We start from the raw sequence: 25,705 nt of genomic DNA, 5'->3' as shown, positions 1-25,705 counted from the left end.
CGGAGGCGAATGATCTTGGTGAGGCGGCGGTCGCCAGGGCCTGATGTCGACCACGTGGCGGGAGGGATCGAGTGCGCTGCGTAAGCGCACGCGGGCGTAGAGAGGCGTCAGCTTCTTAAGTTCGGTACTGATCACGCGAAGCTGCGGACTGGCCTCATGGGGGCCGGACGACGCCGATGAACGCGCCTTCTCGTTCAGGAATGCCGGCCCACGTTTGGACACGTACCGTGCTGCCGGTGAACGGCGCGTGGACCATGCGGGTGGAGTCGATCGCGATGCCGACGTGGTGGATCGTCGCGGGGTTGCTCGGGTTGTAGGCGAAGAAGATCAGGTCGCCGGGCTGGATCGCTTTCCTTGGGATATGAGCTCCGGCGTTCCATTGGGCGGATGTGTCCCCGCCGATTCGCGCGCCGGCTTTGGCCCAGGCGTATTCGGTCAGTCCTGAGCAGTCGAACCCGCTGGTGCGGGCGCCGCGTCCGATGCCGTAGCTCGGGCCGCTCGGGCCGCCGCCGCCCCAGGAGTAGGGAATGCCGCGCATCCGGAGGGCGGCCTGTACGGCTATTGCCCCACGACTTGTCCCGGCCAGCACGTCGCCTGAGATGCCGTTGAGCGCGACCGAGAGATCGGCGCACAGTTGCCCCGCGATCGTGATGACGGCATGCTCGGCACGTCTCTTGATCTCTGCGGGATCGACTCCAGGCATCTGATTAGCCAGTACGGAGATGACATCAGCGACCACCGCCTGTCGGGGGATGCCGAGGCCCGCGGCAGCTTTGATGCTGATACGTGCTTCCTCCTGTTGGGCAGGTGACAGACCGACGTTCCTGAACCCGGTGGCAGGGGCCTTAGCTGTGGCAGGTTTCGAGAGGGCGGCCGCGAGCTTCTGGGCCAGGGGCTTGTGCTTTGCGTATTCGCGGCGAAGGTCTTCCTTTGGCCGTTGGACGATCGCCGCCGCCTTCGTCAATGGCATTGCCTCCCAGCCGCGTACCTTGACCAGGCGTTCGTAGAAGGCGCGAGCCGCGTAGCCGGGCGTTGTGACCTGCGAGCGAGTGCCCCAGCCGCTGTCCGGGTGCTGCTGGAACATGCCGAAGGCTTTGCCGTGGTCGCCTACGGCGGAGTTGTCGAGGTGGCTTTCCTGCAGTGCGGTCGCGAGCGCGATTTCAACTGCCCGTCTGGGCAGCCCGCGCGAGGTGGCCTCGTCGACGATGGTCTGGGCGTTGGCGAGCTGCTCGGTGGTGAGGCCGAATGCCAACGGTCGCTCTGTGCCGGACCCTTCATGGGAGCCGTACGAGCACACGGCTCTGGAGAGGGCGGCGGCGTCGGTGGATGCGGCGGCATATTTCGCTCCTCCGCTCAGTCCGGCGATCAGTACGACGCTGGAGATCAGGCCCCCGCCCGCTGCCAGGAGCTTCGCAAGACTGGTTTCGACGATCACTGGCCGCCCCCCTCCGCTCCTGTGGCGGAGCCGGGTTGCGGCCAATGGTTCGCGAGTTCAACGAGGCGGCGCCGTACGTCCTGGCGATTGTGCGGCAGCCAAATCGCGCTCTCGGGCCCCTCAAGCCCGGCGACGGCGGTGGCGGAGGGCACGGACAGCTGGGCTGCGCGGAGTTGAAGCCGGTTGTGCAGGCTGAGCTCTCTGCGTGCTGAGGTCGTCAAGAACAGGACAGGGGTCGCGATGCCTGTGGCCGCAGTGAGAGCGGCGTATCCGGAGAGCTTGGCGAGGACTCGGTCAAAGGTCTCGGTCCCGGTGTCGTATTCGAGGAAGAAGTCCAGCGTGAGGCCGTTTTCTGTCCATCTGCCGTAAGCGTCGGGGCGCACGTGCTTGCCCCATTGGGCTGCGCAGCGCGCCTCGGTCCACCACGTGTCCAGGCGGCAGCCGGCCGTCTGACGTGCGGTGCCGTACAGCCGGGCGAAGACATCATTGGCTCCCACGGTGTGCGCGAGACGCTGGCTGAAGGCGATAGACAGGGCACGGTCACGGCGGTAGCCGAAGGCGGCCAGATCGACGCCGCCCTCGGCAGCCAGCACGGCCGCGCCCGACTCGCCGAGCACGTAGTGCCAGGGCGCCGATCCGGTTGGCGGTTTGGGGCGAAAGCGATCCAGGACGCCGAGGCGATGCAGCCTGACCAGCCGGTGCCGAGCGGTGATCGGGCCGTTGAAGCCGATCTGGGCGATCTGATGGCAGGTCAGGACCTTGTGCGTCCAGACCAGGCGGAGCAGACCGCGGTCACGGTCGGTCAGCCGGGTGGCGAGTGAGGCCAGGACACCGGGCGTGTAGTGCTCGTTCATGATTCCCCTTTCCGGGGTTGCTGCCGCGGGTCGTCCTGCGGCAGGGCTTCGGGATGGACGGGCGTACGGCCGTGCGCTTGGGAGGCGGCAAAGCGGATCCGTCGTGAGAGGTCCTCGTCCGGCGGAGGCAGTGGCCGGGTGCGCAGGGTGAAGGGCGGCGCTTCGGCGGACCGGACGATCAGCCGGGCGGCGGCCTGGAAGGCGTCGAGGTTGGCCAGGTCATGCCGCGTCAGGTGCGGGCTGAAGTGGTGCTCGGCCTCGTGGGCGTCTTCAGGCGAGAGCGAGAAATAGACCTTGTTGCGAGCGTCCGAGCTGATCGCCTGGCGGAGGTCGCGAGGGAGTTGGGCCAGGTGCTGGTGGGCGAGGACCATCGACAGCCGGTAGGCGCGAGCCTCGGCGAGCATGTCGGACAGCGCGTGCGGCAGGTTGAGGAAGTTCTGCGTCTCGTCCACGTAGAGCGCTGCCGGCGCCCGGGTACGGCCGAGTCTGGCCCGGTGGGAAGCGGCCTGCCAGACCTGCGCCAGGAGGAGGGAGCCCAGCAGGCGGGCGGTGTCGTCGCCGAGCACACCCTTGGGCAGACGAGCGAGCAGGATCCCGCCGTCCAGGACGTCGCCGACATCGAAGGTCGACTGCTGCGAGCCGAGGATGTCGCGGACGAACGGGCGGAGCATGAATGCGCGCAGCTTGTTCATGATGGGCGCGGTGACATGGGCCTGGGCCTGTTCCGACAGGTGCTCGTACCAGTTCCAGAAGCCCAGCAGGAAGCTGTCAGTCAGTTGGTCGACGAGCTGTCGCCGGTAAGCCGGGTCGGTGAGCAAGGCCGGGATGTCGGCGAGCGTGCCGCCGGTATGCGCCAACGTGAGCGCGCAGCCGCGCAATATGTCATCGGTTCGAGGGCCCCAGGAGTCGGTGTAGATCTTGTGAAAGATGCCGACGAGGTTGTCGACGCGAGTTTCGCGGTCGGAGCCGCTCAGTACGTTGAGTGCGGGCCTTGAGTGGCGGTCGTCCGGATCGATGAGAACGACGCGGTGTCCGGCTTCTTCGGGGATGAGGCCGAGGAGGTCGGTGATCAGGTCGCCCTTGGCCTCGATGACGGCGACTCCGCGGCCGGCCTCGATGTCGGAGAGGATCATCTGAGCCAGCAGGGTGGATTTTCCGGTGCCGTTCGGCCCGAGGACATGGACGTGGTGGCAGGAATCGGCCACCTGCAGCGCGACGGGCCGATCGTGTCCCGCGTCGGAGAAACCGAGCACCTTCCCGCGGTGAGCGATCAGCGGCGAGGGCGCCACCGTGTTAGCGCCGGCCCGCTGAAGTCCAGGTACCGCGACGTCCAGCGGCAGATGGGCGAGCGCGGACAATTCTGGGATCGACAACAGAAACCCGCGCCCGAACCGCCGGGATGCCAGTTGCCACGCGGGCATGGGCAGACGGTGCCGTTCGAGCCGGTTGTGCCTGGAGAACAGGGCGAACGCGGAAGCGATCGCGTGTGCTCGTCCTCGGACGGCGTTACGTCGGGCGTCTCGAACACCGCCGTCATCGGCCTGTACGGCGTAGCGCACCGCGACCTCGTATCGAGGTCGCTGGGCTTTGTCGCGGATGGCACGGGCCTCGGCCGACTCTTCCAGGCGGGCGGCATGATCCCGTGAGCTGAGGTGACCCGGGTGGAGCCGCGAGTACATCGGGCTGGGCGTGACGAAGTCGAGGACAGCCCGCACCAGCGCGGCCGGGCCGCTGGCGGCTCCGTGCGCGAGACGGCCGCCGGTGGCGGGGCGGGCGAGGATCTGCACGGCGGCGTGTTGCCAGGTGGGCATGCCCACTCCGGCACCGACCAGGGCACGGAGCGGGTCACGGTCATGGTTGTCCCGGATCGGTAGCCGCTCGTTGCGGGCGATCGTGAACTGTCCGCCGGTCGCCTGCCCGGTGAGTGGAACCGGCGGGGCCGCTTCCACTATGGCGGTGCGCGCCGACGGCCATGCGGCCTCGATCGCATGCTCTACCAGATGCTGGGGAACGGTTCCGGGGACCCACAGCCTGATGCGTATGCCGCCGACACCGAAGACGTACTCGAAGGCCAGGTGCGGCTGGCCGAACAGGGCGCGTTTCCACGCCGGGCGAAGCAGCCCGACCAGGTTGCCCCACAGCGCCTCGGCGCCCGGCAGGTCCGCGACCGGAGGGGCAAGGATTTCCACGCACCGTGCGTCCGTGGCCAGAGCGCGGTGGCGGAGCCGTAGGAACAACGACTCAAGCGCCTCGGTCACGACCACGGCGGTCGGCACCACGATGGCGAGTTGCAGGGCGTGCGCGGTCAACCAGGACAGGGCAAGATCCAGGACGGCGGCCGGGTCGTTGAGTAGGTCTTTGATCACGGCTGGACCTCTCTTGCGGGACGCTCAGCAGAGCCCGCGATGATGGCGTGATGGATCACGGAGACATGGAGACGTATTTCGATGGGCGAGCCAGTGGCTACGGACACTTGGATTGGCACATTGGCTATGCCGAGCGGTTCGTAGAGCTCGCGAACCTCAGCTCTGGCATGCGCGTGCTGGACGCGGCCACGGGCACCGGGCTCGCCGCGTTGGCAGCGGCCAGAGTGGTCGGCACCTCGGGCCAGGTCGTCGGAGTCGACATCTCGGCAGGGATGCTCGAGGAGGCCGAGCGACTGCTCGCCGAGTCTGAGCTGGCCAACGTCGCCTACCTGAAGGCGGATGTGACGGCGTTGGACGAGTTCGAGACCGAGTCGTTCGATGCCGTGTTGTGCTGCGCCGGGATGCTTTATCTGCAAGCTGATCGGGCACTTGCCGCATGGCACCGGGCGCTGAAGCCGGGCGGCCTGGTCGGCTTCTCCGCGATGCGGGCGGGCTTTCCAGTCGCGGCCCGGCTGTTCCGTGAATGCGCCGCAGACTTCGGTCTCGCGCTCAGCGATCCGATGTCGGAGGTCGGCAGTGAGGTGCGCAGCCGCGAGGTGGTGAGCAGAGCCGGGTTCGCGTTCGAGCGGGCGGTGCCGGACGTGATCGGCCTCCCGCCGAAGAGCGCGCGAGATCTGTGGCGGAGCCACGCGGTGAGCCCGCACTATCCGGAAGTCACGTCGCTCACCTCGGAGGAGTTGGCCGCTTTCGAGTTCAGCTACGTCGCTCGTTTCGGCGACGTGCTCGGCAAGCCAGGGACGTTCGACCTTCCGGTCATCTACATTTACGCCCGCAAGCTCTGATCCGGAGGCGATGTGAAGCCGTACGACGCGGTGCTGTGCGACCTGGACGGTGTGTTGCGGATCTACGATCCGGATGGTCTGGCCTCGGAGGGCGACTTCGGCCTGGAGCGGGGAACCGTTCGAGCCGTGGCGTTCGAGCCGGAGTTGATGAACCGGGCGGTGACCGGCGAGATCACGGACGACCAGTGGCAGGAGGTCATAGCCGAGCGGCTGACCGTCCTCTGCGGTTCGGCTGAAAGCGCCACTGCGTTGGTTCAGACATTCGTCGCCGCGCCGTACTGGGTCGACGCGCCGGTGTTGGAGTTGCTGACCGAGGCGCGGCGGCATGTCCCTGTGGCACTGGTCACCAACGCGACCACGCGTCTTGAGCGAGACCTGGCCAGAGCTGGGCTGCTGAACGCCTTCGATGCGATCGTCAACAGCTCCGCGCTCGGAGGGGCAAAGCCAGACCGCCGGATCTTCGAGATCGCAGCCGAACAGGTGGGAGCCGAGATCGACCGATGCCTGTTCATCGACGATCACCCGAGTAACGTCCAGGCCGCTGAAGCACTCGGCATGGCTGGCGTCCTCTACCGTGAGCCACGGGACCTCGGAAGGGCGCTGATGGCGCTGCTTGATGACGATCACAGCTCGTCCTCCTCGTAGGCCGCGAGTTCCTGGGGCGATGAGGTGACCAAGCGGTGTTCTTGCTCGCTGGCCAAGACTTGGAAGGCCACCCGGGCGGCGCCGGAGTCGGCGGCCAAGAGGCCGAAGCCACGGTCTGCGGAGAGCAAGAGTTGACGTTCGCCATCGGAGAGGCGGAATGCGTCGGCCACCGCGTCGATGGCCTGCGGTGCCTGCCGCAAGAGGATCTGCGTGGTGGAGTTGGCGATGATCGCCTGGCCGATGTCTGAGCCGAGCAGGTCGGCGGCGTCCTGAGTGATCACGGAAAGGCCGGCCCAGTGCTTTCTGGCCGCCTTCGCCATGCGGAGAAGGAACTTCGCGCCCTCGGGGTCCTTCATGAGCAGCCACGCTTCGTCGACCACGACCAGCCGGGGGCGCCGGTTGTGCGGATCGGAGACCCGCCGCCAGACCGCATCCAGCGTCAGCAACGTGCCCAGGGCCTTCAGCTCCTCGGGCAGGTCGCGAAGCGAGAAGACGATCAGATGGGAGTCCGGCCGGGTCGTGGTGTGGCCGTCGAAGAGCTGGCGGTGACTACCGGTCACGTACGGCGCGAGCCCGGCCGCCACCTCCCCGGCTCTGGGGTCGGCGTCATCGGTAAGCGCGGTCACCAGATCGCGCATCAGGGGTGGGGGCCGGTTCCAGGTGCGCTGGTCGAAGGTGATGCCCGCTTGTTTGTAGGTGGCGATGATGGCCCGGTCGAGCGCGGCCTTGCTGGTTTGGTCCAGCGGACCGCCGAGCATCACCGCGACCAGCGTGTGCAGGAACAGCGACCGGCGGGTGAGTGGGTCGCCGTCGCGTCGGCTGCCGTAGGGCAGGTCGAAGGGATTGAGCCGGACCTCGGGTGCGCCCAGGTGGAGGTAGGCGCCGCCGACTGCGGAGCACAGCCGGGCGTATTCGTCCTCGGGGTCGATGACCGCGACTTCGACGCCGGTGTACAGCGAGCGCAGGGCTTCCAGCTTGGCGAGGTACGACTTCCCGGCACCGCTGCTGGCGATGATCGTCGAGTTGTGGTTCGGCTGGGCGAACCTGTCCCAGGCGACCAGCGAAGCGCTGGCGGCGTTCGCGCCGTACAGGACAGTGGTCGGCCCGAGCTCGGCGGTCAGGTCCGGGCTCGTGAACGGAAAGGCGGCCGCGAGTGCCGGGGTGTCGAAGGTACGGCTCATGGCCAGGTTGTCGAAGGCCAGCGGGAGTGAGGAGATCCAGCCCTGGAGTTGGCGGAAGGCGACCTGGCGTGCGTCCAGGAGGAGCGACGCGGCGAGGGCTCGGACTTGGGCGCACGCGTCGTTCAGCTCTTCCTGGGTGGTCGCGTGCACTGTGAGGTAGATCGAGGCGCGGAAGAGCTTGGCCTGCCCTCGCGCGATCCGGGAAGCCAGCTCCTGGGCGTCTTCGGCGGCGGCCTCCGCGCCGGGATCCAGCAGACGGCCGTGTTGCTGGTCGCTCCGCAGTCCGGACTCCAGGCGGGCGAGCTGCTTGCGCAGCCGATCGGAGGCAACGAGCGACGGGACGGGATCGATGTGGAGCGACACGTCCAGGCGGCCAGGGTAGGTGAGCAGTGGTTCGAGCCACCCGGGGGTGACGTCCCGCGGGTAGCCGCTGATGGCGAGCGTGGCGCACAGGCCGTCACCGATCCGCAGGTCCCGTGGTCGGACCTGGACCGCATCCGGCCCGAATCCGGTGTGGGCGGGAGCCGTGCGCCTGCGCAGGGAAAGCCTCACCAGCGTTCTCCCCTCGTCACTGTCTCGCCCGGTGCGGCGAACTCGCCGTCATGGATCGGTGGGGCGGTCGGGTCGAAACAGGAGGCCAGCAGGGCGCTCGTGGCCGGGCAATCGAGGAGCCGTACGGTCAGCCCGCAGGCCGACAGCAGCCGGGAGGCCTCATCCAGGCGCCTGAGCGCACGAGCAGCCGCAGACTCGCGCCCGTTGTTTCCCACGGCCGGCTCACGGATGACGAGAAGGACCTGGCGACGGAGCAGGTCGTGACGAGCGGAGATACCCGCGAGGAAAGCCGCGTGCTCGTGCGCGGCGGAGGTCAGCGCCGGATGAGGAAGCAGGCCGGCGTTCTCGTGCAGGTTCGTGATGGTGCCGGTCAGGTCCATGCGTTCGGCGCGGACCAGGATCTGGGCGGGCCCGGACAGCGAGTTGAGCCAGCGTCCGAACACCGCGACCAGCGCGTCCTGCTCATCAGGCGTGCGGAGCGCGAAGCTGACTGTGGATACTTCAGCGATGGCGGCGACGCCGTCCGGGCCGAGGTCGATCAGGCCGTCGCCGGCCACGCCGCGAGCGGGGAGGCGGAGCGGAGCAGGGAGGGGGCCGGGGCGGACGGCCATCCACACCGGTGCCGGCGGGACGTTGCCCAGTGTGGAGACCAGGAACTTCGGCGAGCGTCGATGGCGGATCGCGGCCAGCAAGTACCGGTCCAGAGGGATGCCGTCCCGGCGTCCGATCGCCAGCAGAATGCCGAGAACCGCTATGGGTGCGGCCACGACTGCGCAGACCACGAGCGGCACCCGGTCGCCGACGACCAGATAAGCGACGTAGAGGAGAGCACCGGTGCCGCCGACGATGGCGACCTGCCGCGCGGTGAAGCTCCCGACGATCCTGTCTTCCTGATCCACGTCGGCAGGGATCTGGACCGGCTGGACCCAGCTCATCGGCTCTCACCGCCAGACCGGCGGCCACGGTGCCGCTTCGCCGGTGGGGTACGGCGGGCTCCGGGATTCTCAGGCCAGTCGATGCTGCCCGGCGTTGGAGCATTCGGCGGGACGATCGGCCGGACCGGACGTTGTTGCGCCGGCGGCGGGGGAGAAGCCGTGCTCTGGGCGCGGAGCTGGTACATCTGGGCGAGCCCGGCGGGGCCGTTGGCGTAGTAGGTCTCGCGTGGATAGCCGTACACCGGTGTGGTCCGGGGAACCGGGGCCGAAGCTTGGGGCGCGGGTCGATACTTGCCCTGCACCGGCGGAGCGGACGGGGCGTGCTTGATCGGACCCGGCTGCCAGTCCTCCGCACGGACCGGCCTGCGGGCGACGACAGGCGCATGCTTCACCGGGCCACTGCCGCCCCGCGCCGCAGATGCGCTGGTCGCCATGGCGGCGGCAGCCGTACCGGCAGGACCTGCACTGATCGCTGGCAACGCTCGGCCCACCATGCCGGAGGCCACCGTGCTCCTCTCGGTACCCGAACCCCTACCGCCGCGACCACCTCGCCCGAGGTGGAGGGCGTTCAGGACCGGCGAGGTGAGCTTGTACGCCAGCGCGTACTTGACGATCCGGGCGACCGCCGAGCCGCGGCCTGCGGTCTGAGCGAAGATCCTGCGGGAGATCCACGTCGGAATGCGGATCAAGATGATCAAAAGGCACAGTGCGAGCACCAGGTTGACGAGTTGTCCTGTCGGCGCGATGCCGAGCAACAGACGGCCGTCCTGATTGAAGAAGATCCGCATCGCCAGGACCAGCGTGAGTGACTGAGCGACTTGGATGACGAGAAGCCCGGAGAAGGCGCGCCACCAGAACCGGGCCAGTCCGTCGGTGTACGGCAGAGCGAGACAGGCCAGAGGGAGCGGCGCCGCGACCACCAGTAGAAGGATCAGCGCGGACCGCATGACGAATGTGATCAGCAGCAGGATGAGCAGGATGACCGCGACCAGCGCGAGAAGAACGTAGAAGATCTCCTGCTGGCCCGGCACGAGGATCAAAGTCCGGAGGGTCACGGCGGCACGAGTGCCGTCGAAATCCTGCCCAAGCAGCGTCGCTGACAGGGCGTTGGCCAATTCGATGACCTTGCCGCAGATCAGGAAGCTGGAGTTGGCTGCCAGGGCGGCGATGCACAGGCGGGGCAGAACTTCTTTGACCGCGTAGCGGGTCTGCACGGTTTCGTGGCCCATGGCGGCGATGGCGCCAATGGTTGCCAGCAGGACGAAGCCGGCGTCGGCGATGGCGGCGTTCGCCTTCCACAGGTCGAACACCCGGCCACTTGCCGAGACGTCCGGAGTCGCAAGCAGCGTGGCCGCCAGCATGTCCAGGAGCGGCTTGATCGCCAGCGCCACCAGGTTCGCGAACCAGGAGTTGATCTGACCGCTGATCCAGTCGCCGATCCCGAAGCCGAACGCCGGGCCCTCCGATGGCACAACGTCATCCATGCCAGGTGCGGGAGGGACGGGCGTCGGGGTGGCCGCCTCAGCCGTGGCCGCGGTGAAGGCTGCCATCGCGGCAAGGATGCCGATGGCAGCGGCAACAGTGACGGCCAGCCGTGCACCCGTCCACGCGGCGGCGAAGGCGGTAGGGGAGACAGAAGTCTCCTTGTCTCGTTTGCCGACGTTGGCTCTGCTGCGGCGATGCCATCTAGCGGCGCTGGTCATGGCGCTCATCCGCCTACGACCCGCTTCAGCACGCTCACGAAGAGCGGCGCCAGCACGGCGAGCGCGTAACCGAAGGCGGCGGCCTTGAACGCCGCCTTGGCCTTCTGAACCTCGCCTGGATCGCCGCCGGCCACCAGGTAGCGCAACCCGCCGATGGTGAGCATCAGCGTTGCCAGCGTTGCGAGCAGCCCGATCAGCCAGTTCCGAAGGTTGGTGAAGACCGTGTTCAGGTCTGTCGGAGCGGCAGCCGCGGCAGATGCGGCCAGGGCGTTCGTCGCTACCGCGGCTGTCATCAGTACGGCACCTGCCGCCATGAACAGGACCCAGACGGAAGCCCGCCACGCGTGAGGTTGGCCAATCGGCGGCGTTGCGGCCCGCCGTACGACGAGGCGAAAGCAGCCGAGCATGCCAGGCCAGAGGTGGGAGGAAATCCGCGCGACGCCACGGGTAACGCCCCTGCCTCCTCCCAGGTCGGTTGCCGTTGTCGCATCCGCTGTTCCCTGGCGCCGCGCAGAAGCCATGTGTCCCTCTCCCTCCGAATCGGCGGAAGGAGTGGTTGAGGAGGGGCTCACCAGTCGGACGTCTTGTTCCTGGCCATCTGTGGTCGGCGGGATGCCGTTGGTGTGCGGGAGGTCGGCAGTCGATTCAGGCGTCTGGAGAGGTACGTCCTCCAGACGCGTCAAGCTGATCAGTTCTGCGTCCAGATCGCTGAGCACGCCTTTGGCCACCGCGTCGATCAGGACCAGGTCGGAATGAGCCCACGGCCGTGGCGAAGGCGGCGATTCGTTCGGCAGCTGCCGCCGCTCCGCTCGAGAGGCGAGGTACCTCACGGCGCGCTCTCCCGCGTGGCGAGCCGCCTCGCACAGGCGGGGGCGGACATCCGGTGAGTTGAGATCCACACGCTGGAGAGCACGCAGGTAGCCGGCGAGGACTTCGGTGTCGACATCAATGGGGTCGCCGTAACGGAGATCGCGGGTGAGCGATGCAGCGATCATGCGGAGCGCTGGGATTGCCATGCCGACTGCGGCGACAGTCCACGTTGAGGCGGACTCACGTGAGCGGATGACGAGCTCCCGCCAGACGGCATCCCGTGTCTCGTCGGTGACGTGCCGGCTGGTGAGGAGCAGCCGCAACTCCGTGAGTCCGATGGGACCCCTGGGCAGATCGGGCGCGAGCGCGGCGCTGTCCAGGGACAGGCCGCGGGGATTGGCCGTCAACAATCGGAACGACGTCTCTGCGGTGTCGAGAGGCGATTCCGTGTTGTAGTCCGTGCTCATTTCCTGCTCCAGGGCGAGAGAAGTTCGTGGTCTCGACCCGGTGTACTCATCGCCTCAGAAACTGCTCAGAAGAAATCCACGAGAGCTGTCCAGGAATTTCTCAGGCCGTCGGATCCTGGCGCACTTCTGACAGCCGTGCGGCTTCTGAGTGTCATTCACTGAGTCGGCCTCTGACGCCCTCTGAGGTGACTCTGAGTGCGCTGCTTGCCTGGTCACACGCACTCAGGCCGTCAGCAATGGTCGGGGTGCGTGCATCGGAAGAAATGTGTCCCGACAAGCAACGGAGAGGCGGAATGAGATCAGGTAATCGAGCTGGCAGAGCTGTATCTGGCCACGGGCGAATCACAGAAATACGAGATCGCCGCGCCATACCTGCCGAGCTGAGTTGTCCGCAGGGATCAGCGGGCCTTATTTGTCCCGCGGTTTCTCTCTCCCCATCGCGAAAACCCAGCCAAGCCCGTCGCCCTGACACGCTGCGCGGTCGCCTGGGCGCATCCAACGGACTCGCCCGCGACGCGCACGGCACCCCTACAGACCCCAGAAGCCCTACGAGAGGACCGAACGACTATGAAAATCCGCATTGACGGCAACCGCGCCGAGATCACCCTCGGCATGATCCGGCTCCGCGAGATCTTCACCGTGACGTCGATGTCACGTGCGTACCCGGATCGGGCTCGGCGCCAGCAGTACCGGGTGTACGTGAACCTCATCCCGCGTGAGATCAAGACGGGCTGACCGGCATCAAGACGAACACACGGTGACCCGCCACTGCTGCCGCACCTGTAACGGGACGGCGTACAAGGCGACGGCAGCGCTCGCCGCGACTGCGACGGGACCGGAATCGACAACTGCGGCGCATGGCGCCGTGAGCACCCCGGCCTGGCCACACATCCGCCAAGATCCGCGCCAGGCCGGGGGCCATCCCACACCAGATCACTGGATAGGACGGAACCCATCTTGCCCAACTCACGCAATCCACACGAGGACACCGTCCTCGTCCTCGGCTGCTGGGAGAACGCCGACAAGGACTACTCAGTCGGAGACGTGCCCCTCGGCGCCGCCATCACGGATAACCGGCTTCCGGAATCGGACGGTATCGCCAAATGAGCCAGCGTGACGATCTGCTCACCGTGAATCAGGTTCTGCAAGAACTGGGCGGGGTCTCCCGGCGCACTTTCTACCGCTGGCGCGAACTCGGCCGCGCGCCGATATGCGTACGCCTTCCCAACGCCGAACTCCGCGTATGGCGGAGTGATCTCCTCGCCTGGCTCGACTCCCAGCGGGAGGCGGTGTGAACACGACCTACGATGTGAAGCTCGGCGGGGTTCAGCACCGGGAGAACCGCGCTACGCCCACCTTCATTGCTCGCTGGCGAGTGGCCGGCAAGGAGAAATCCAAGAGCTTCCGGACGAAAGGCCTCGCCAACGCCTTCCTCTCCGACCTTCGGCAGGCGGCCAAGCTGGGCGAGGAGTTCGACACCGCCACCGGCCTGCCCGTTTCGATGCTCGCACCACACTCCACAGGACCGTCGTTCTACGAGTTCGCGCAGGCCTACGTTCTCCGTCGCTGGCGCACCTCCGCGGCGCGCACCCGGGAGACGGACGCCTACGCGCTACTGTCTCTGATTCCTGCGCTGGTGACCGATGCAGCACGGCGTCCCGCTGCAGAGGATTTGCGCGAGGTGCTGCGGATCCATGCTCTTCTCCCTCAGGACCGACGAGCCGAGCTGTCCACTGCACAAGCTGCGGCCTTGACCTGGCTGCAGAAAGCGTCTCTCCCACTGTCAGCGATGGGGGAGCCGGCAGTTCTCCGAACGGCCATGGACGCCATCTCGGTCACCTTTGCCGGTGCCGCAGCTGGAGCGAACACCATACGACGCAAGCGGGCCATCCTTCACCACCTGCTGGAACACGCGGTCGAGCAGAAGGTGTTCACCAGCAACCCGCTGAACGAGATCAAGTGGAGGGCACCCAAGACCGTCACGCTCGTCGATCCACGCACCGTGGTCAACCCCAGCCAGGCAATGCAGCTGCTCGACGCTGTCGCGAAGGTGGGTCGTAAGCGCGGTCCCCGGCTCAAGGCGCTTTTCGCCTGCATTTATTACGCGGCTCTCCGACCCGAGGAAGCGGCGGACCTCCGGGTGGACAACTGCACTTTGCCCGAGTCGGGGTGGGGTCTGATCGTCTTGGAGCAGGCAAGACCTCAGAGCACGAAGCGCTGGACCAACTCCGGTGAGACACACGAGTCACGCTCCTTGAAGCACCGTGCAGACAGGGAGACCCGAGAGATCCCGATCCCGCCCGTCCTTGTGGCAATGCTGCGCGAGCACATCGCCGAGTACGGCACCGCCGCGGACGGCAGGATCTTCTGTACGCGGACGGGCGGCACCTACTCCAGCTCCGCACACTCCTACGTCTGGCAGGAGGCGCGCAAGCTTGTCCTCACGCCTGCACAGGTTGCGTCCTCGCTCGCCGCCCGTCCCTACGACCTGCGCCATGCTGCCGTGTCGCTCTGGCTTAACGCGGGCGTACCAGCACCTGAGGTGGCCAAGCGCGCCGGTCACAGCGTTGATGTCCTGCTCCGGGTCTACGCTAAGTGCATGGATGGCCAGCAAGAGCAGATCAACAGCAAGATCAACGATGCATTGGATTCACACGGCTGACTGTTCAGCCCCATGCAGCCCGGTCCTCCGGGCTGCATGATTCCTGCCTGGCTGCGTGAAGCCGATGCGTAGCTGCCCGGCGTGGATGCGATTTGAGTTGCCTCACGAGCTGCGGTCGCTGTTACGAGCGCGTCGAGGTCCTTCCTCTAGTGACACTTCCCTTCGCCCCTGCGAGTAGATTTCAATCGAAGAGGTCAGTTACCGGCAGGCCCGCATCGGGGCATGTGGCGATTTTGCGATACTCGGAGGGCTGATGAGGTGATCCGCGTGTATGGGCGCAACCCTTAGGGGAACGGCTCTTTGGTACCCGCCGGCGCTCTGACCCTCACCTTTCAACACTGCTGACCTCGTGAAATTTCAGCGCCCTATAATCATCAAGTTATGTCCGTCTGGATCTCGCAGGCGCATCTGCCGTTGCTGGGCCGTATTCTCGAGACTGAGTATCTCGCTCAGATCTGAGTTTGTTGCTCGGCGCACGACTTCGCCAAAGTCGTGAACGGCAATGGTAATCAGCAAATCGCCCGTCTGCCAAAAAGTCCGCTTATGCTGCTCCTGGCGAGGAAGCTGCATAAGCGTGAGCCCATTATCCAGTCTTGCAGCGTTCTCCGCGAACCGCTCAACTCGTAGATTCAGAATATCGCGATAAAAGTGAACAGCCTTTTCGAGATCGCTAACCCGAAGCTTAATTTCTAGTACGCTGGCCTGTGTCGTGTAGTCAGGGTATCTTTCGCCGCCAGGCTTCTCCGTTGTGGCGACCTGTGGAAACGATCGGCCTTCCTCGACGGAGCCAGTCTTGTATGTTTTGTGGAGAATAAGGGTCTGTCTGTCGGATGTAGTCAATCGAACTCGCGTAACGATGAGGCCGCTCTTATTGGCTTGGCGGCGATCCTGTTCATATGAAGTGATCTCTCGACCGTCCGGCAGGCACCTCAACGCGTCACTTTGGCCACCGAAGGCTGCGCTTCGAAAATGCTCGATCTCCTTGGTTCCGACGCTTGTCCGAATGTTGGCTGCGTGGAACAACGGGGCTTGCTGATGTGTTGCCGTCCGCTCGTTTACCACGGCTGCTAGGCGAGCTGTTATGTCACGGAGACATTGCGCATCCTGCACGTCCCGGGCGAGGGGCCCTAGCCATGCAGTGCCGTGGATTGCCCCTAGCACGGAGGCTGTCATTGATGCAAGGGTATCGGTGTCGGCGCTCGCCAGGAATGCGGATCTTAGCAGTCCAGTAATGGGGCGAGCTGCCGCTCGTGTCGCAATATACGCCGCTGCAACCGCCGTGATTGTGCCAGCCCCGTTGCGTGTCTTGTCGAAGGCGCCAAGCAAGCTCAGTGTGTGCTCGTCATTGGCAAGAGCAGCTCGTTCTAGCGAATGATGAGCTATTTGCAGCAGCTCAAGGGTTTCATGAGCCGCGACTGCCCAGGCGGCTTTAGGAGATTGTCGATGCGCTTGTTCGAATGCCTGAAGCCAGTCGGAAGGCAGGGCGTCATGGAGCAGGTCGCTATTTTGCCAAGATTGATCACTGAGTAGTGAATCAATCAGTCCGCCATACTCAAGGGTGCCTTGTTGGAGCAAAGCATGGCGTATCGAGAGCGCGTGGATCACCGCACCAACCAGGGCGCGAGGATGCCCGTGGGTAGCGATGCCGTCGAGTAGTACTCGGTGGAGAAGTTCGGCAGTAGATACGTCAGATACGGTGACGATCACATGGGGTGCAATTCGCATCGCTGCACCGTTAGCGCCTGCATTGAAGTAGGTCCCTACTGGATCTTTCGCTCGGTGGGTCCTGCTTCCATCGCCTTCGATCCAAGGCGCGTGACCATTGGCCCATGCGCGGGCTGCGGCAAGCACCGCACGGCCAGCCCCTCGCTGGTACAGCAACCAAGTAGGCAGCTCCACTTGAGTTAGATATGTGAGCCATTCCGACCTACGCAGGCAGCTCCTCGCAACTGCCAGGAGCAACTGCGTATCATCACTGTACTCACCCGCCGCTACTGTCTCCTGATATCGAGCGAACTGCGTTCCCGAATTGCGTTCCCATTGCCGAAACTGCGGCGCAGGCGGTACGTTCCGTGCCCTTTGCCCACCGACAATGCTGCTGCGTAGCTCTTGTGGCCAGCCCAAGGCATCGCCTACCGCTGCGCCCACGATGATGCCGAGGGCTCGATCGGCGCTCACCGTGTCCGAAGGTGTCATATTAGTTCTCTTCCGGGTCGGCGGGGGGTGTCCAGTTAGTTTCGCGGATCACTCCACCGAAGCGCAGTCGCTGAGATAAAAGGTCTCGGTCGAAGAAGTCGGGAGCAATGATCCAGCGGAAGCGTGCCGGCACGAATCCACCCCTCCCTAATGCTCCGTAGAGTTCTCTCGCCTCCGCCTCAGTCCGAACGACGATGCCATGCAGGTATGACAAATCGATTGGGCCAGGGACTAACGCCTCGGCCTGCAGATCGGTGGCCGCGCGGGGATGATGCCGTGAGTCACGCGTCCATGGACCAACCTTGGACGAAGGCGCATAGCTGTCCAAAAGACCCTCACCGCCGGGTCGTAGGTACATGCCTCCCCCTGTAGCAGCATTGCACGGTGAGAAGAGTGTGCCAGGCCGTAGTAGTAGGGCAGGGTCGAGCAGCAAGCACACCCAGCTCGGATAGTTAGTGAACTCGGGGTTCTTCCGCGCTTTCGCGAGGTAGTACCCGTTCGGGTACTCATAGGTGCAACAGACCTTGTCGGGCTGACGATCGAACCGTTCACGATCAGTCGGTCCGAAGCACTCAGGAGCGTTGTCGGCAAGATCTTTGCTGCTACGAATCTCCCCCAACGCCATGATGTGCCAGAGGTTCCGGGCTGGGGTGAAGTGCGCCAGCCTCGTCAACTTGAGGCGAGCTAGTGCCTCTGCGACCGTGACGGGGGTCATGGGGTCACCTTGGCATAGAGCGCATCATCACTGGGGAGTAGCGGTGTCACAGTCCCGCTGTAGGTTAGCAGCAGATCCGTTCGCGCCCGGGTGGTGCTGACATACAGTAGTCGGCCTTCCCTGGCGGCTGCCTCGTCGTCACCGAACGCGGTGACCGTATCCGGGTGGGGCATATGGGCCACTCCACAAAAGGGCATAAGGACGGCGTCGAACTCCAGTCCCTTAGCGGAATGATATGCGCCACAGTAGATTCCAGGCGTTGCGTCCCAGCGATTGAGGTCCGGCTGCAGGTTGCGCACACGGAGTCCTTCGCAGACTTGTCGGGCGTCAGCCCAGGTGCGGGCAAGTACGGCAACGGTGCCGTTGCGGGCGAAATCCGTAGCCTGCGCGCGGATGATGTCCATCTCCTGTGCCTCGTCTCGACACTCCACTAGCGTGGGCCGCGTGCCGGCCGCTGCTGGCTCGCGTGGCTCAACGAGATCCTGCGGATCTCCAGCCATGTGAGGCATGCGGCTCATTGCGATAGCAAGACGGGCGATCTCGGCCGTGTTTCGATAGTTGTCTGCAAATCTCTCGACCCGTTGGATCTTTAGCCCGCAGGATCGCCAGGACATGCCCTGTCCGTAAATCATTTGGTGATAATCACCAAAGAAAGTGACTGATCCCTGAGGATCGACAGCCGCGACGAGTGAGCGGATCGCTTCAGGGGAGAGGTCCTGCCCTTCATCTATAACGACGTGCCGGTAGTGGCGCGGTCTCTTATCTTGAGCAAAAGCGGCATGTACTGAGCTTGCCAGGTCGTACCAGTCGTAACGTCGGCCTGCATCGGTGCGCAGGCGCCGGTAGACCATCAGAATCTTCCAGACAGCTTCTTTCTGCGCATTGGCAAGCCCCCGCTCCCGCCCAACCCGAGGAACCTCTTTGTATTCATCTAGCGAGGCGACACCCATGCCGGAGATCCACTCGAGTTCGTCGAGGAAGAAGCCGGTATCGCGCGAAAAGAACGAGCCCGGCTGATATGTCTTCGCTACCTCCTTTACTGCCTGCTCTACCCACATTCGCCTATCAGCCGGTTGCGCGATCCCATTCCATGACGGCATCTGCCCAATGCTGTTGAGATAGCCGCGGGCGAACCGCCCGTAGGTCTCGATGGTTATGTTCTGGGCGGCAGCCGGCTGCAAGTACCGCAGATAGGTAACTAAGGCGTTGTTGTAGGTCACCAGCAGTACTCGCCCGCTGTTTGCGGTGGTTGGAGCGGCCAGATGCTCCGCTCGCAGCATGGCCATTGTCGTCTTGCCTGTGCCGGCAGTGCCGAGCACCACCTGGTGGCCTTGACCTGGCAGGAAGATCACGTAGGGCTGACGGCCCTTGGGAGTGGGAAGTCTCATGACCTGGCTCTGGTGAGGAATCCGATGATGACTGATGCGGTCAGCGGGATCACCCGCCGGCAGGTGCCCAGGGCGGCATCAACGTTGGCCCCTGACTGCGGCAAGAGCAACAGTCAGCATGTGGCGATAGCTGGCGCGAATATCGAGTGCCACTTACGGAACGGAGTATTCGGTCCTGTAAAGGTGGCCGGCAGCGGAGATCTGCGTATGCGAGGAGCTGTCATCGTCAAGGCAGAGGCCTCGCGGAAATTACTCCGCTGGTGGGGGAGGGGCCACATGAAGAGCGGCACCCGCTGTACCTCCTTGTCGCGACCACGGCGAGCAGGGATCTGTGCCCATCTGGGCGCACCCGCCAAGCCTGGACATAATAGTCAAGTATCGGGAGGTTGCGAAGATGAATTGTGGAAATGTACTAATTTGCTAGAGTTTGCGACGTTCTCCGGCTTTCATGGCCCCATACTTTGGCTGACGTGCATGCCTAGTTCCTCAGGTGCGTCGCACCGTGCATCACGTGGCCGCGGATCCGCCGCGCAGCGATCACACGATCTAGAGCTGCCGCAAGCAGGACCTCATCGATGCCGGGATGGATGCTGGCATGTCGTCATCGGATCAGACTGAAATTGCTTGCGGCGCGATGCCGTATCGCTGAGCTGGAGCCCGAGCCGCGTCCGCCCACTTCATCGGCTTCCGGCCTGAACTGCTACACCTTGACGCGGGAAGCGGAAGAAATCCCTAGGGGATGGTCCCCTTAGCTATGAGGGACTCGACCCCTTACGCCGTTTCCGTGGCTGCAGTTGCGGCAACCAGTAGTCGGGATGTTGGGGTTCATCCCCAATGGGCGCCCATTCGCCGGAATCCCTGTCGTCGCGGGGAGCCCACGAGCGAGGTGGTGGCAATGCGAGCGCGGTACGTATCGCATTAGCGACTTCGGGCTCAGGGCTGTCGTAGCCGAAGTCATTCAACAAACGCGGGATTCCGTACTCCGTCATGACGGGACTCCACGTTCGGTTGATGACCTGGCAGTAGTTGCTGGCCTCGAAGATCACACTGACATGCGGGTCTGATAACGGTTCACTGACCCATACCAATCTGTCGCCGGGGAAGAGCGTTTCACGGCCGATGAGCATGCCGTTGGCGGCGCTCTGAGAGCGATCAAGATAGGGGACGGGATCGACATCGCCTCCAGGGTGGTTATCGCTAAATCCAGCGACGTGGCCAGGCGAACTTGTCCCGAAGATCTCCAGGAGGTCCCCGTTCGAATGGGCCTGCCAGAGATCAATGATCTCGGCTGGGTGTCCGGATACCAGGCTCTGTAGCGAGGTCCAGGAGATCAACGCAAAGATCTGGCCCGCCTCCAGAGTCATGGCCAATCGATCTGTTGGCCCCACGAGATACCGATCCGACTCCTGCCAACTGTCGATTCCTGCCACATCGACGGCAGCCATCCGGACAGCATCGATTGCTTGATCCACAGGGACTGTGAAGAACTCCCGTCTCGGATTTGGTCGATCCACCGAGAGGAGTTCATGCGCTCGTCGCTCTACAGCCTCAGGCCAGGACGTGGCCGTCCGGAAAGCAACCTCAAACGGGGCCGGCACGCCCGACGTGTAGAGATCCCGAGCTCGATCCTCAGGAAGCCAGGAGGAGAATCCAACCTTGACGATGTCTGGCATGGCCTTATTGGTCAGTACGTAAACAAACCCGATCTTGTGCTGGGGGGTCACCGTGCAGTCCTCCGAGACTCAGGCGGCTAACGATGCCGGTAGATCAGACGCCTCGAACGATTCGGGGCGCGCTTCCAAGATCGCACATGTCAGGTGTGGCAAAGAAGTCCTAACAGACCGATAGTCCGTGATACCGCCGAGGCGCCTTCATTGGCTCCTATGCTGTCGACGAGAGTCGGCCCGTCCGAGCCGGGTCCGACAGGTACAACGCGACGGCATCGGCTCCGTTCAAACGCCACCGGCACAGGCCACGGTGTCCCGCGCACGGAAAGAGGTCAACCACTCCCACGTCCGCATCCGAGCCCTCGGTGAACGCGCCGTCGTGATCTTCGAAGCCTGGAAAGTCTTCGCGAAGCTGCGCTGTTGGCCCGCCGTGCGACGGCAATCATGCAGGCCATCCTCGTCCTCGACCGCATAGAAGCGGACCGTTACTCAGGATGAAAAGGGCTCAGTGCAAGGTCGAAGAGGGCTAGACACTGCACGATGCAAACCCCAGGGAACGTGGCCTCTGTTGTAACCGGCGACTCCAGGAGGCGGCGCTCATGTGGGAAAACGTCGCCATGATCATCCCCTGTATGTCCCCTGATCATGGTCTTACGGCTGCATACGGCTGCTCGCGGTGGCTCACCAAGCAAAAGACCTGCGGCACAGTAGCCGCAGGTCAGAGGGTGAATCGCAAGGTCAAAAGAGTGCCCCCGGCAGGATTCGAACCTGCGGCACCCGCTTTAGGAGAGCGGTGCTCTATCCCCTGAGCTACGGAGGCGTGTAGCTCTGTAAGCCTAGCGAAGAGTTGGCACAGCGCGCGCCTTGGAAGGGGCGTGGCGAGGGCCTGATCGGTCATCGCGTGGCTGAAGTGCGGTAAAGCCCTGGCAAGTGGGCGAGTTCCTCTTCGCCACACCTGGCTACCGTCACTGTTCGTGACCGGATTGCGACGCAAATACTTGCGCGGGCTGCGTCCCGTGGTGCTCGTCGTAGGGTTGATCGCGCCAGCGGTCCTCGCTTCGGGCATGTTGATGGCCGAGATCACCGGCTACGAGGCGACGGCTCGGGGAGCTACCGGCCCGATCCAAGCGGCCGGCAAGGTGCAATCTCCGCTGCACCCTCAGAACGCTTCGTCCGCCAGCGGCATGACGAGCGGGTCGATCCAGAATGTCGTCCTGCCCGGCATGCCTACCGGGCATCCGCACAGCCGCCTGGCGGTCGGCCCCGACGGCGCCGCCAAGACGAATCATGACGCGGGCGACGAGAAGGCAGGCGTCCTGGCTGGTGGCCGGCACGCCGCACGGCCGGGCGCCGCCACAGCCCCAGACGCCCAGTCGGACGCTCAGTCGGACGCCGCCACGCTTCCGGATGCCCAGCCTGACGCCGTTACAGCGGCGGCCCCAGATGCGGCGCTCCCAGATGCCAAGGCAGTGCCAGATAACGCCGCACCAGCCGACGCCGCACAAGGCTCGACAGCGGGCGCCAAGGGTGTGGCACCGGGCCGGCAGGTCATGGAGCCGACGGCCGTGCCGCCGCCTTCCGGACCTTCCCGCGTGTACGGCCAGCTGATCATCCTTCGTACGCCTGAGGCGGCCCCTCAGCCTGCCGCAGGCAAGGCGCAGCCGGCCACGGCGGGCAAGGCGACGCCGGTCGAGAAGAAGGATCAGGACGAGCTGACCTGCGCCCTCGACTGGCAGGACACCTGGCTGTGGGACCTGTGCAAGGAGCGCGGCGGCAAGTCCTGAGGCCACGGCCGCGGCTGAGTGGCGTGAAGTTCTGAAGCTCCATCAGCGAGAAGCGGCGGTAAGTCCTGAAGCCCCAGCAGCGACGAAGTCATAAGCCCCACAAGTGACGGACGAGACAAGTCCCCAAATTGGACCGTGATAGGCGCCTATCGCATTCGGCGACCGAGCCTCGGGGACACAGGCGGCTGTAGTAACGTGCGTGCCTGACCGAAGTCACGAGTTCGTAAAGAGGAGTTGATCGTGCCGTCTCCTCGGTCGGCTGGTCTGATCGTGGCCGTCATGGCGGTGAGCTCTGTCGCCGCGATCTCGTCCGCCAAGTCTCCCGTAGGCGTCTCGCCCGGCACGTCCGACTTCGTCACCGTGGCTGCTGAGACGGCCATCACCGGCGCGTCCTCACCGAAGACCGTGGCCGAGACGGCCGCAGGTCCCAGCCTGACGCAGCTGCGCAAACAGGCCCAGGAGGCGTACAAGGCGATCGGCGACGCCTCCAAGCAACTGGACTCCAGGAAGAAGCAGTTCGACTCCTCGCAGAAGAAGCTGGCGTCCAAGCTGAAGCAGCTCGCGAAGGCCAACCAGGAGCTGTCCGCGATGCGCAAGCCGCTCGCGGACCTGGTCGAGTCGGTCTACCAGAACCCCTCGGCCAGTGGGCTCGGGCCGCTCTTCGCCCAGGGCGACGGCACGTCGACGCTCAGGGCGATGAGCGATGTCGACCACCTGGCCGTAGGCCGAAACAAGATCCTTGACGACGCGGCACGCCTGCTGAAGGACAAGGAGAGGCTCGCCAACGAGGCCCAGGACCTGCGATCGGCCAACCTCCTCGAAGAGGCCCAGCTCGACCACCAGGTCGACAGTCTGCGGACCAAGTCCGCCGATCTGGTCAAGTCGCTGACGCAGACGCTGAGCAAGATGGGCGTCAACGTGAACCAGGGCCATCGTGGGGCGGGCGCCTGCGACCCCACACGGATCTCCACCGCGTCGCAGTACCCGAACGGCCTGCTCCCCAAGAGCAGCCTCTGCCCCCTGCCCCAGGCAGGCAAGGAACTGCGCGCCGACGCGGCGATCGCCTTCGCCGATCTCAACCTGGCCTACCGGAAGCAGTTCGGCAGGCAGATGTGCGTGACCGACAGCTACCGCAGCCTCGCCTCGCAGCAGGCCGTCTACTATTCACGCCCCGGTTTCGCGGCCGTGCCCGGCCGGAGCAACCACGGCCTCGGCCTGGCCGTCGACCTCTGCGGCGGTGTGCAGAACTCCGGGTCGGCCCCGTTCAACTGGCTGGAGTCCAACAGCAAGCGCTACGGCTTCATCCATCCGTCGTGGGCCTACAGCAATCCCTTCGAGCCCTGGCACTGGGAATACGACCCCAAGCTCGGCGCCGGACTCTGACGCGACGACGCGACGACGCGATGAACACCGCACCATGACGACGGTGCGGATCATCGCGGATGGATGGTGACGGACAGCCGGGCCTGAGCCTGCGCCTGGGCGAGTTGCGCCGCCTCCGCGGGATTCGTCGCCAGCACGAGCAGGGCACCCGCCTCCGATCCCTCCGCGTCGGCCTCCACCGGGCGGGCCAGCACCTTCACCGCGTGCGCCACGGCGAGGGCCTGCTGGGCGTCGCCTTCGAAGGCGGCCAGCACGTCGATCACGTCACCGGGGGAGAGCAGTCGCGCCGCGTCCGGGTCGGCGATCCGCACGGGAGCGGCCACCATCCCCGGCTCACGCGCCGCCAGCAGGCCCTGGCCGAGCAACCGGGCGTCCGTGAGCGGCTCGCCCCTGCGCACCGGCCCCGCCACGACCCTTCCCGTCACGGCCGACCCGGCCGGAAACGCGCCATCGGGCACCGCGTCCGGCGGGAGCCGTACGGACATGACGTCGGCGGCGGTGAGGCGGCCGCCGCTCAGATCGCGGGCGGCGGCGAGGACCGCCACACCCTGGGGCTGCCGGACGGCCATCAGCACGCACGCCACCGCGAGTCCCGCGAGCAGCGCGGCGATCAGTCGACGGCGCCGGGCGAGGACGCGTCTCAACCCGCGCATGAGGGATCGCCCCCGAAGATCGCAGGCATGGCCGGCTACGGGAGGTCGAAGGGGAGCTTGAAGCCGTCCAGTGCGTTCCCGCACGGGCAGGACCGCTCGAGGGGGAGGTCTTCGACGACCTGGCCGACCAGTGTGCGCATCCGCTCGACGTTGGCCGCGAAGAAGGCGAGCACCTCCTCGTGCGTGACCCCTTCACCGGCTTCCACGCCGGCGTCGTGGTCGGTCACCAGGCTCAGGGACGTGTAGCAGAGGGCCAGCTCGCGGGCCAGCACCGCCTCGGGGTGAGCGGTCATGCCGATGATCGACCAGCCGGCGCCGGAGAACCACCTCGACTCCGCCCGGGTGGAGAACCGGGGACCCTCGACCACGACGAGCGTGCCGCCGTCGACGGTGTCCCACTCCGTTTCCCGCGCCTTCGCCACGGCAACGGCCCGGCCGGAGGGGCAGTAGGGGTCGGCGAACGACACGTGAATGGCGCCGCCGGCGTCGTAATAGGTCTGCACGCGGCTGGTCGTGCGATCCACCAGTTGGTCGGGGACGACCAGGGCGCCAGGGCCGATCTCTGGGCGCAGGGATCCGACGGCGCTGGGGGCGATCACCTGCCGGACGCCGAGGGAGCGCAGGGCCCACAGGTTCGCCCGATAAGGGATGCGATGCGGGGGAAAGACGTGACCTCGTCCGTGGCGAGGGATGAAGGCCACGGACCGCTCTCCGATCCGGCCCACTGTGATCGCGTCACTCGGCGGGCCGTACGGCGTCGCCACGCTGATCTCTTCGGCGTCGTCGAGCAGGGAGTAGAAACCCGAGCCGCCGATGACCCCGATCTCCGCACGATTCGTCATGCGGCTGACCTTAACGAATTCGCATCGGCCGCGATTTACTGCCTGTGGAAAACTCGTGCGGGCCCGGTCGCAGCCGGGCCCGGGGTCACGCGGCGGAGGTGGTGGAGCTGGACGTGGAGGTCGTGGAGGAAGTCGCGGAGCCGGAGGCGGCCGCGGGCTCCTTCTTGGCCGAGTCGCCCGACGAGGAGCTCGTGTCGGCGGTCTTCTTCGAGTCGCTCGAGGAGGACGTGGAGGTCGACGCGGGCGACGTGGACGAGCTCGACGACCGGCTGTCGTTGCGGTAGAAGCCCGACCCCTTGAACACGATGCCGACCGGGGAGAAGACCTTGCGCAGCTTGCCCTGACACTGCGGGCACTCCGTGAGCGGGTCGTCGGTGAACTTCTGGACGGCCTCCAGCTGCTCCCCGCAGACGGTACAGGCGTACTGGTAGGTGGGCACGCGCTCCTCCTGAAACTGGCACTCGACCCGTTCGACTGCTAATGGTAAGCAGTCAACGAGCTGAAACGCCACTCAAGCCTTGTTTATTGCGCGGGCATCAAGCCGCGCACATCGCACCGTACCGTCACATGGCACTCCAGCGCCCCACAGCGCCCCCTCCGAGGAGATCATCACGGGCCCGGACCC

22 protein-coding genes and 1 tRNA gene are annotated in these 25,705 nt (G+C 65.4%); 8 read left to right on the top strand and 15 right to left on the bottom strand.

Features of this window, described 5'->3' with window-relative positions; genetic code table 11:
- Positions 1-154: 154 nt before the first annotated feature.
- The 3 genes from Pka01_RS15280 to Pka01_RS15270 are packed head-to-tail and all read right to left on the bottom strand — an operon-like array spanning position 155 to position 4,655.
- Positions 155-1,435, bottom strand: coding sequence for a C40 family peptidase (locus tag Pka01_RS15280; RefSeq protein WP_203883403.1), 1,281 nt, complete (start codon positions 1,433-1,435; stop codon positions 155-157).
- A complete protein-coding gene (locus Pka01_RS15275) occupies positions 1,432-2,289 on the bottom strand; it encodes a replication-relaxation family protein (protein WP_203883402.1) in 858 nt (285 codons plus the stop codon). The genes Pka01_RS15280 and Pka01_RS15275 overlap by 4 nt, the downstream gene beginning before the upstream one ends.
- Positions 2,286-4,655: a type IV secretory system conjugative DNA transfer family protein gene (locus tag Pka01_RS15270; RefSeq protein ID WP_203883401.1), complete on the bottom strand. Its 2,370-nt coding sequence runs from the start codon at positions 4,653-4,655 to the stop codon at positions 2,286-2,288. The genes Pka01_RS15275 and Pka01_RS15270 overlap by 4 nt, the downstream gene beginning before the upstream one ends.
- A 65-nt stretch (positions 4,656-4,720) precedes the next feature.
- Between Pka01_RS15270 and Pka01_RS15265 the strand changes: the two genes are divergently transcribed.
- Together Pka01_RS15265 and Pka01_RS15260 are read left to right on the top strand one after the other, a co-directional pair.
- Positions 4,721-5,497, top strand: coding sequence for a class I SAM-dependent methyltransferase (locus Pka01_RS15265; RefSeq protein WP_203883400.1), 777 nt, complete (start codon positions 4,721-4,723; stop codon positions 5,495-5,497).
- Between the two features lie 12 nt (positions 5,498-5,509).
- Positions 5,510-6,142, top strand: a complete 633-nt coding sequence (locus Pka01_RS15260) for an HAD family hydrolase (RefSeq protein WP_203883399.1) — start codon at positions 5,510-5,512, stop codon at positions 6,140-6,142.
- Here the strand turns inward: Pka01_RS15260 and Pka01_RS15255 are convergent.
- From Pka01_RS15255 to Pka01_RS40775, 4 genes are read right to left on the bottom strand one after another with little or no spacing between them, the layout of a single operon-like run.
- Entirely contained in the window at positions 6,121-7,875 is a 1,755-nt protein-coding gene (locus Pka01_RS15255) for a VirB4 family type IV secretion system protein (RefSeq protein WP_239115005.1), read from the bottom strand. The genes Pka01_RS15260 and Pka01_RS15255 overlap by 22 nt on opposite strands.
- Positions 7,872-8,810: a PrgI family protein gene (locus Pka01_RS15250; protein ID WP_203883398.1), complete on the bottom strand. Its 939-nt coding sequence runs from the start codon at positions 8,808-8,810 to the stop codon at positions 7,872-7,874. Before Pka01_RS15250 ends, Pka01_RS15255 begins: the two co-directional genes overlap by 4 nt.
- Positions 8,807-10,522, bottom strand: a complete 1,716-nt coding sequence (locus Pka01_RS15245) for a conjugal transfer protein TrbL family protein (RefSeq protein WP_203883397.1) — start codon at positions 10,520-10,522, stop codon at positions 8,807-8,809. Before Pka01_RS15245 ends, Pka01_RS15250 begins: the two co-directional genes overlap by 4 nt.
- Positions 10,519-11,790 carry a hypothetical protein gene (locus Pka01_RS40775; RefSeq protein WP_239115004.1) on the bottom strand — a complete coding sequence of 424 codons (1,272 nt, stop codon included), beginning with the start codon at positions 11,788-11,790 and terminating at the stop codon, positions 10,519-10,521. The genes Pka01_RS15245 and Pka01_RS40775 overlap by 4 nt, the downstream gene beginning before the upstream one ends.
- A 567-nt stretch (positions 11,791-12,357) precedes the next feature.
- Between Pka01_RS40775 and Pka01_RS15235 the strand changes: the two genes are divergently transcribed.
- From Pka01_RS15235 to Pka01_RS15220, 4 genes are all read left to right on the top strand, one after another.
- Positions 12,358-12,525, top strand: coding sequence for a hypothetical protein (locus tag Pka01_RS15235; RefSeq protein ID WP_203883396.1), 168 nt, complete (start codon positions 12,358-12,360; stop codon positions 12,523-12,525).
- A gap of 222 nt (positions 12,526-12,747) precedes the next feature.
- Positions 12,748-12,897 carry a hypothetical protein gene (locus tag Pka01_RS15230; RefSeq protein ID WP_203883395.1) on the top strand — a complete coding sequence of 50 codons (150 nt, stop codon included), beginning with the start codon at positions 12,748-12,750 and terminating at the stop codon, positions 12,895-12,897.
- Positions 12,894-13,085 carry a helix-turn-helix transcriptional regulator gene (locus Pka01_RS15225; RefSeq protein WP_203883394.1) on the top strand — a complete coding sequence of 64 codons (192 nt, stop codon included), beginning with the start codon at positions 12,894-12,896 and terminating at the stop codon, positions 13,083-13,085. Before Pka01_RS15230 ends, Pka01_RS15225 begins: the two co-directional genes overlap by 4 nt.
- On the top strand, positions 13,082-14,452 hold the full coding sequence (locus Pka01_RS15220; RefSeq protein WP_203883393.1) for a tyrosine-type recombinase/integrase: 1,371 nt from the start codon (positions 13,082-13,084) through the stop codon (positions 14,450-14,452). Before Pka01_RS15225 ends, Pka01_RS15220 begins: the two co-directional genes overlap by 4 nt.
- Before the next feature lie 357 nt (positions 14,453-14,809).
- Here the strand turns inward: Pka01_RS15220 and Pka01_RS15215 are convergent, their stop codons facing one another.
- From Pka01_RS15215 to Pka01_RS15195, 5 genes are all read right to left on the bottom strand, one after another.
- Positions 14,810-16,648, bottom strand: a complete 1,839-nt coding sequence (locus tag Pka01_RS15215) for an ADP-ribosylglycohydrolase family protein (protein ID WP_203883392.1) — start codon at positions 16,646-16,648, stop codon at positions 14,810-14,812.
- A gap of 1 nt (position 16,649) precedes the next feature.
- A complete protein-coding gene (locus Pka01_RS15210; protein WP_203883391.1) occupies positions 16,650-17,363 on the bottom strand; it encodes a DarT ssDNA thymidine ADP-ribosyltransferase family protein in 714 nt (237 codons plus the stop codon).
- Positions 17,360-18,751 carry a UvrD-helicase domain-containing protein gene (locus Pka01_RS15205; protein WP_203883390.1) on the bottom strand — a complete coding sequence of 464 codons (1,392 nt, stop codon included), beginning with the start codon at positions 18,749-18,751 and terminating at the stop codon, positions 17,360-17,362. The genes Pka01_RS15210 and Pka01_RS15205 overlap by 4 nt, the downstream gene beginning before the upstream one ends.
- 752 nt (positions 18,752-19,503) lie before the next feature.
- Positions 19,504-20,475 carry a GIY-YIG nuclease family protein gene (locus tag Pka01_RS15200; RefSeq protein ID WP_203883389.1) on the bottom strand — a complete coding sequence of 324 codons (972 nt, stop codon included), beginning with the start codon at positions 20,473-20,475 and terminating at the stop codon, positions 19,504-19,506.
- 690 nt (positions 20,476-21,165) lie between these two features.
- Positions 21,166-21,238 (bottom strand) — tRNA-Arg (locus tag Pka01_RS15195).
- A gap of 154 nt (positions 21,239-21,392) precedes the next feature.
- Between Pka01_RS15195 and Pka01_RS15190 the strand changes: the two genes are divergently transcribed.
- Complete coding sequence (locus Pka01_RS15190; protein WP_203883388.1) at positions 21,393-22,202, top strand: hypothetical protein; 810 nt, start codon at positions 21,393-21,395, stop codon at positions 22,200-22,202.
- A 240-nt stretch (positions 22,203-22,442) separates the two neighbouring features.
- A complete protein-coding gene (locus Pka01_RS15185; protein WP_203883387.1) occupies positions 22,443-23,585 on the top strand; it encodes a D-alanyl-D-alanine carboxypeptidase family protein in 1,143 nt (380 codons plus the stop codon).
- Positions 23,586-23,635: 50 nt separating this feature from the next.
- On the opposite strand, the gene cpaB is transcribed toward Pka01_RS15185, so the two are convergent.
- The 3 genes from cpaB to Pka01_RS15170 form a co-directional block, all read right to left on the bottom strand.
- Positions 23,636-24,238: a Flp pilus assembly protein CpaB gene (gene cpaB / locus Pka01_RS15180; RefSeq protein WP_203883386.1), complete on the bottom strand. Its 603-nt coding sequence runs from the start codon at positions 24,236-24,238 to the stop codon at positions 23,636-23,638.
- 35 nt (positions 24,239-24,273) lie between these two features.
- On the bottom strand, positions 24,274-25,080 hold the full coding sequence (locus Pka01_RS15175; RefSeq protein ID WP_203883385.1) for an S-methyl-5'-thioadenosine phosphorylase: 807 nt from the start codon (positions 25,078-25,080) through the stop codon (positions 24,274-24,276).
- An 85-nt stretch (positions 25,081-25,165) separates the two neighbouring features.
- Positions 25,166-25,519 (bottom strand): FmdB family zinc ribbon protein, encoded by a 354-nt coding sequence (locus Pka01_RS15170; protein WP_203883384.1) that lies wholly within the window; start codon positions 25,517-25,519, stop codon positions 25,166-25,168.
- Between the last annotated feature and the right edge of the window lie 186 nt (positions 25,520-25,705).

The organism is Planotetraspora kaengkrachanensis, assembly GCF_016862895.1.
In the GTDB taxonomy this organism is placed as follows: domain Bacteria; phylum Actinomycetota; class Actinomycetes; order Streptosporangiales; family Streptosporangiaceae; genus Planotetraspora; species Planotetraspora kaengkrachanensis.
This window is presented reverse-complemented; position numbering and strand designations above follow the sequence as displayed.

What these genes read in the sequence shown, in the direction of transcription:
- Pka01_RS15275 (WP_203883402.1), bottom strand. Translation starts at nt 2,289, where the DNA reads ATGAACGAGCACTACACGCCCGGTGTCCTGGCCTCACTCGCCACCCGG.
- Pka01_RS15265 (WP_203883400.1), top strand. Translation starts at nt 4,721, where the DNA reads ATGGAGACGTATTTCGATGGGCGAGCCAGTGGCTACGGACACTTGGAT.
- Pka01_RS15250 (WP_203883398.1), bottom strand. Translation starts at nt 8,810, where the DNA reads ATGAGCTGGGTCCAGCCGGTCCAGATCCCTGCCGACGTGGATCAGGAA.
- Pka01_RS15245 (WP_203883397.1), bottom strand. Translation starts at nt 10,522, where the DNA reads ATGAGCGCCATGACCAGCGCCGCTAGATGGCATCGCCGCAGCAGAGCC.
- Pka01_RS40775 (WP_239115004.1), bottom strand. Translation starts at nt 11,790, where the DNA reads ATGAGCACGGACTACAACACGGAATCGCCTCTCGACACCGCAGAGACG.
- Pka01_RS15235 (WP_203883396.1), top strand. Translation starts at nt 12,358, where the DNA reads ATGAAAATCCGCATTGACGGCAACCGCGCCGAGATCACCCTCGGCATG.
- Pka01_RS15225 (WP_203883394.1), top strand. Translation starts at nt 12,894, where the DNA reads ATGAGCCAGCGTGACGATCTGCTCACCGTGAATCAGGTTCTGCAAGAA.
- Pka01_RS15215 (WP_203883392.1), bottom strand. Translation starts at nt 16,648, where the DNA reads ATGACACCTTCGGACACGGTGAGCGCCGATCGAGCCCTCGGCATCATC.
- Pka01_RS15210 (WP_203883391.1), bottom strand. Translation starts at nt 17,363, where the DNA reads ATGACCCCCGTCACGGTCGCAGAGGCACTAGCTCGCCTCAAGTTGACG.
- Pka01_RS15205 (WP_203883390.1), bottom strand. Translation starts at nt 18,751, where the DNA reads ATGAGACTTCCCACTCCCAAGGGCCGTCAGCCCTACGTGATCTTCCTG.
- cpaB (WP_203883386.1), bottom strand. Translation starts at nt 24,238, where the DNA reads ATGCGCGGGTTGAGACGCGTCCTCGCCCGGCGCCGTCGACTGATCGCC.
- Pka01_RS15175 (WP_203883385.1), bottom strand. Translation starts at nt 25,080, where the DNA reads ATGACGAATCGTGCGGAGATCGGGGTCATCGGCGGCTCGGGTTTCTAC.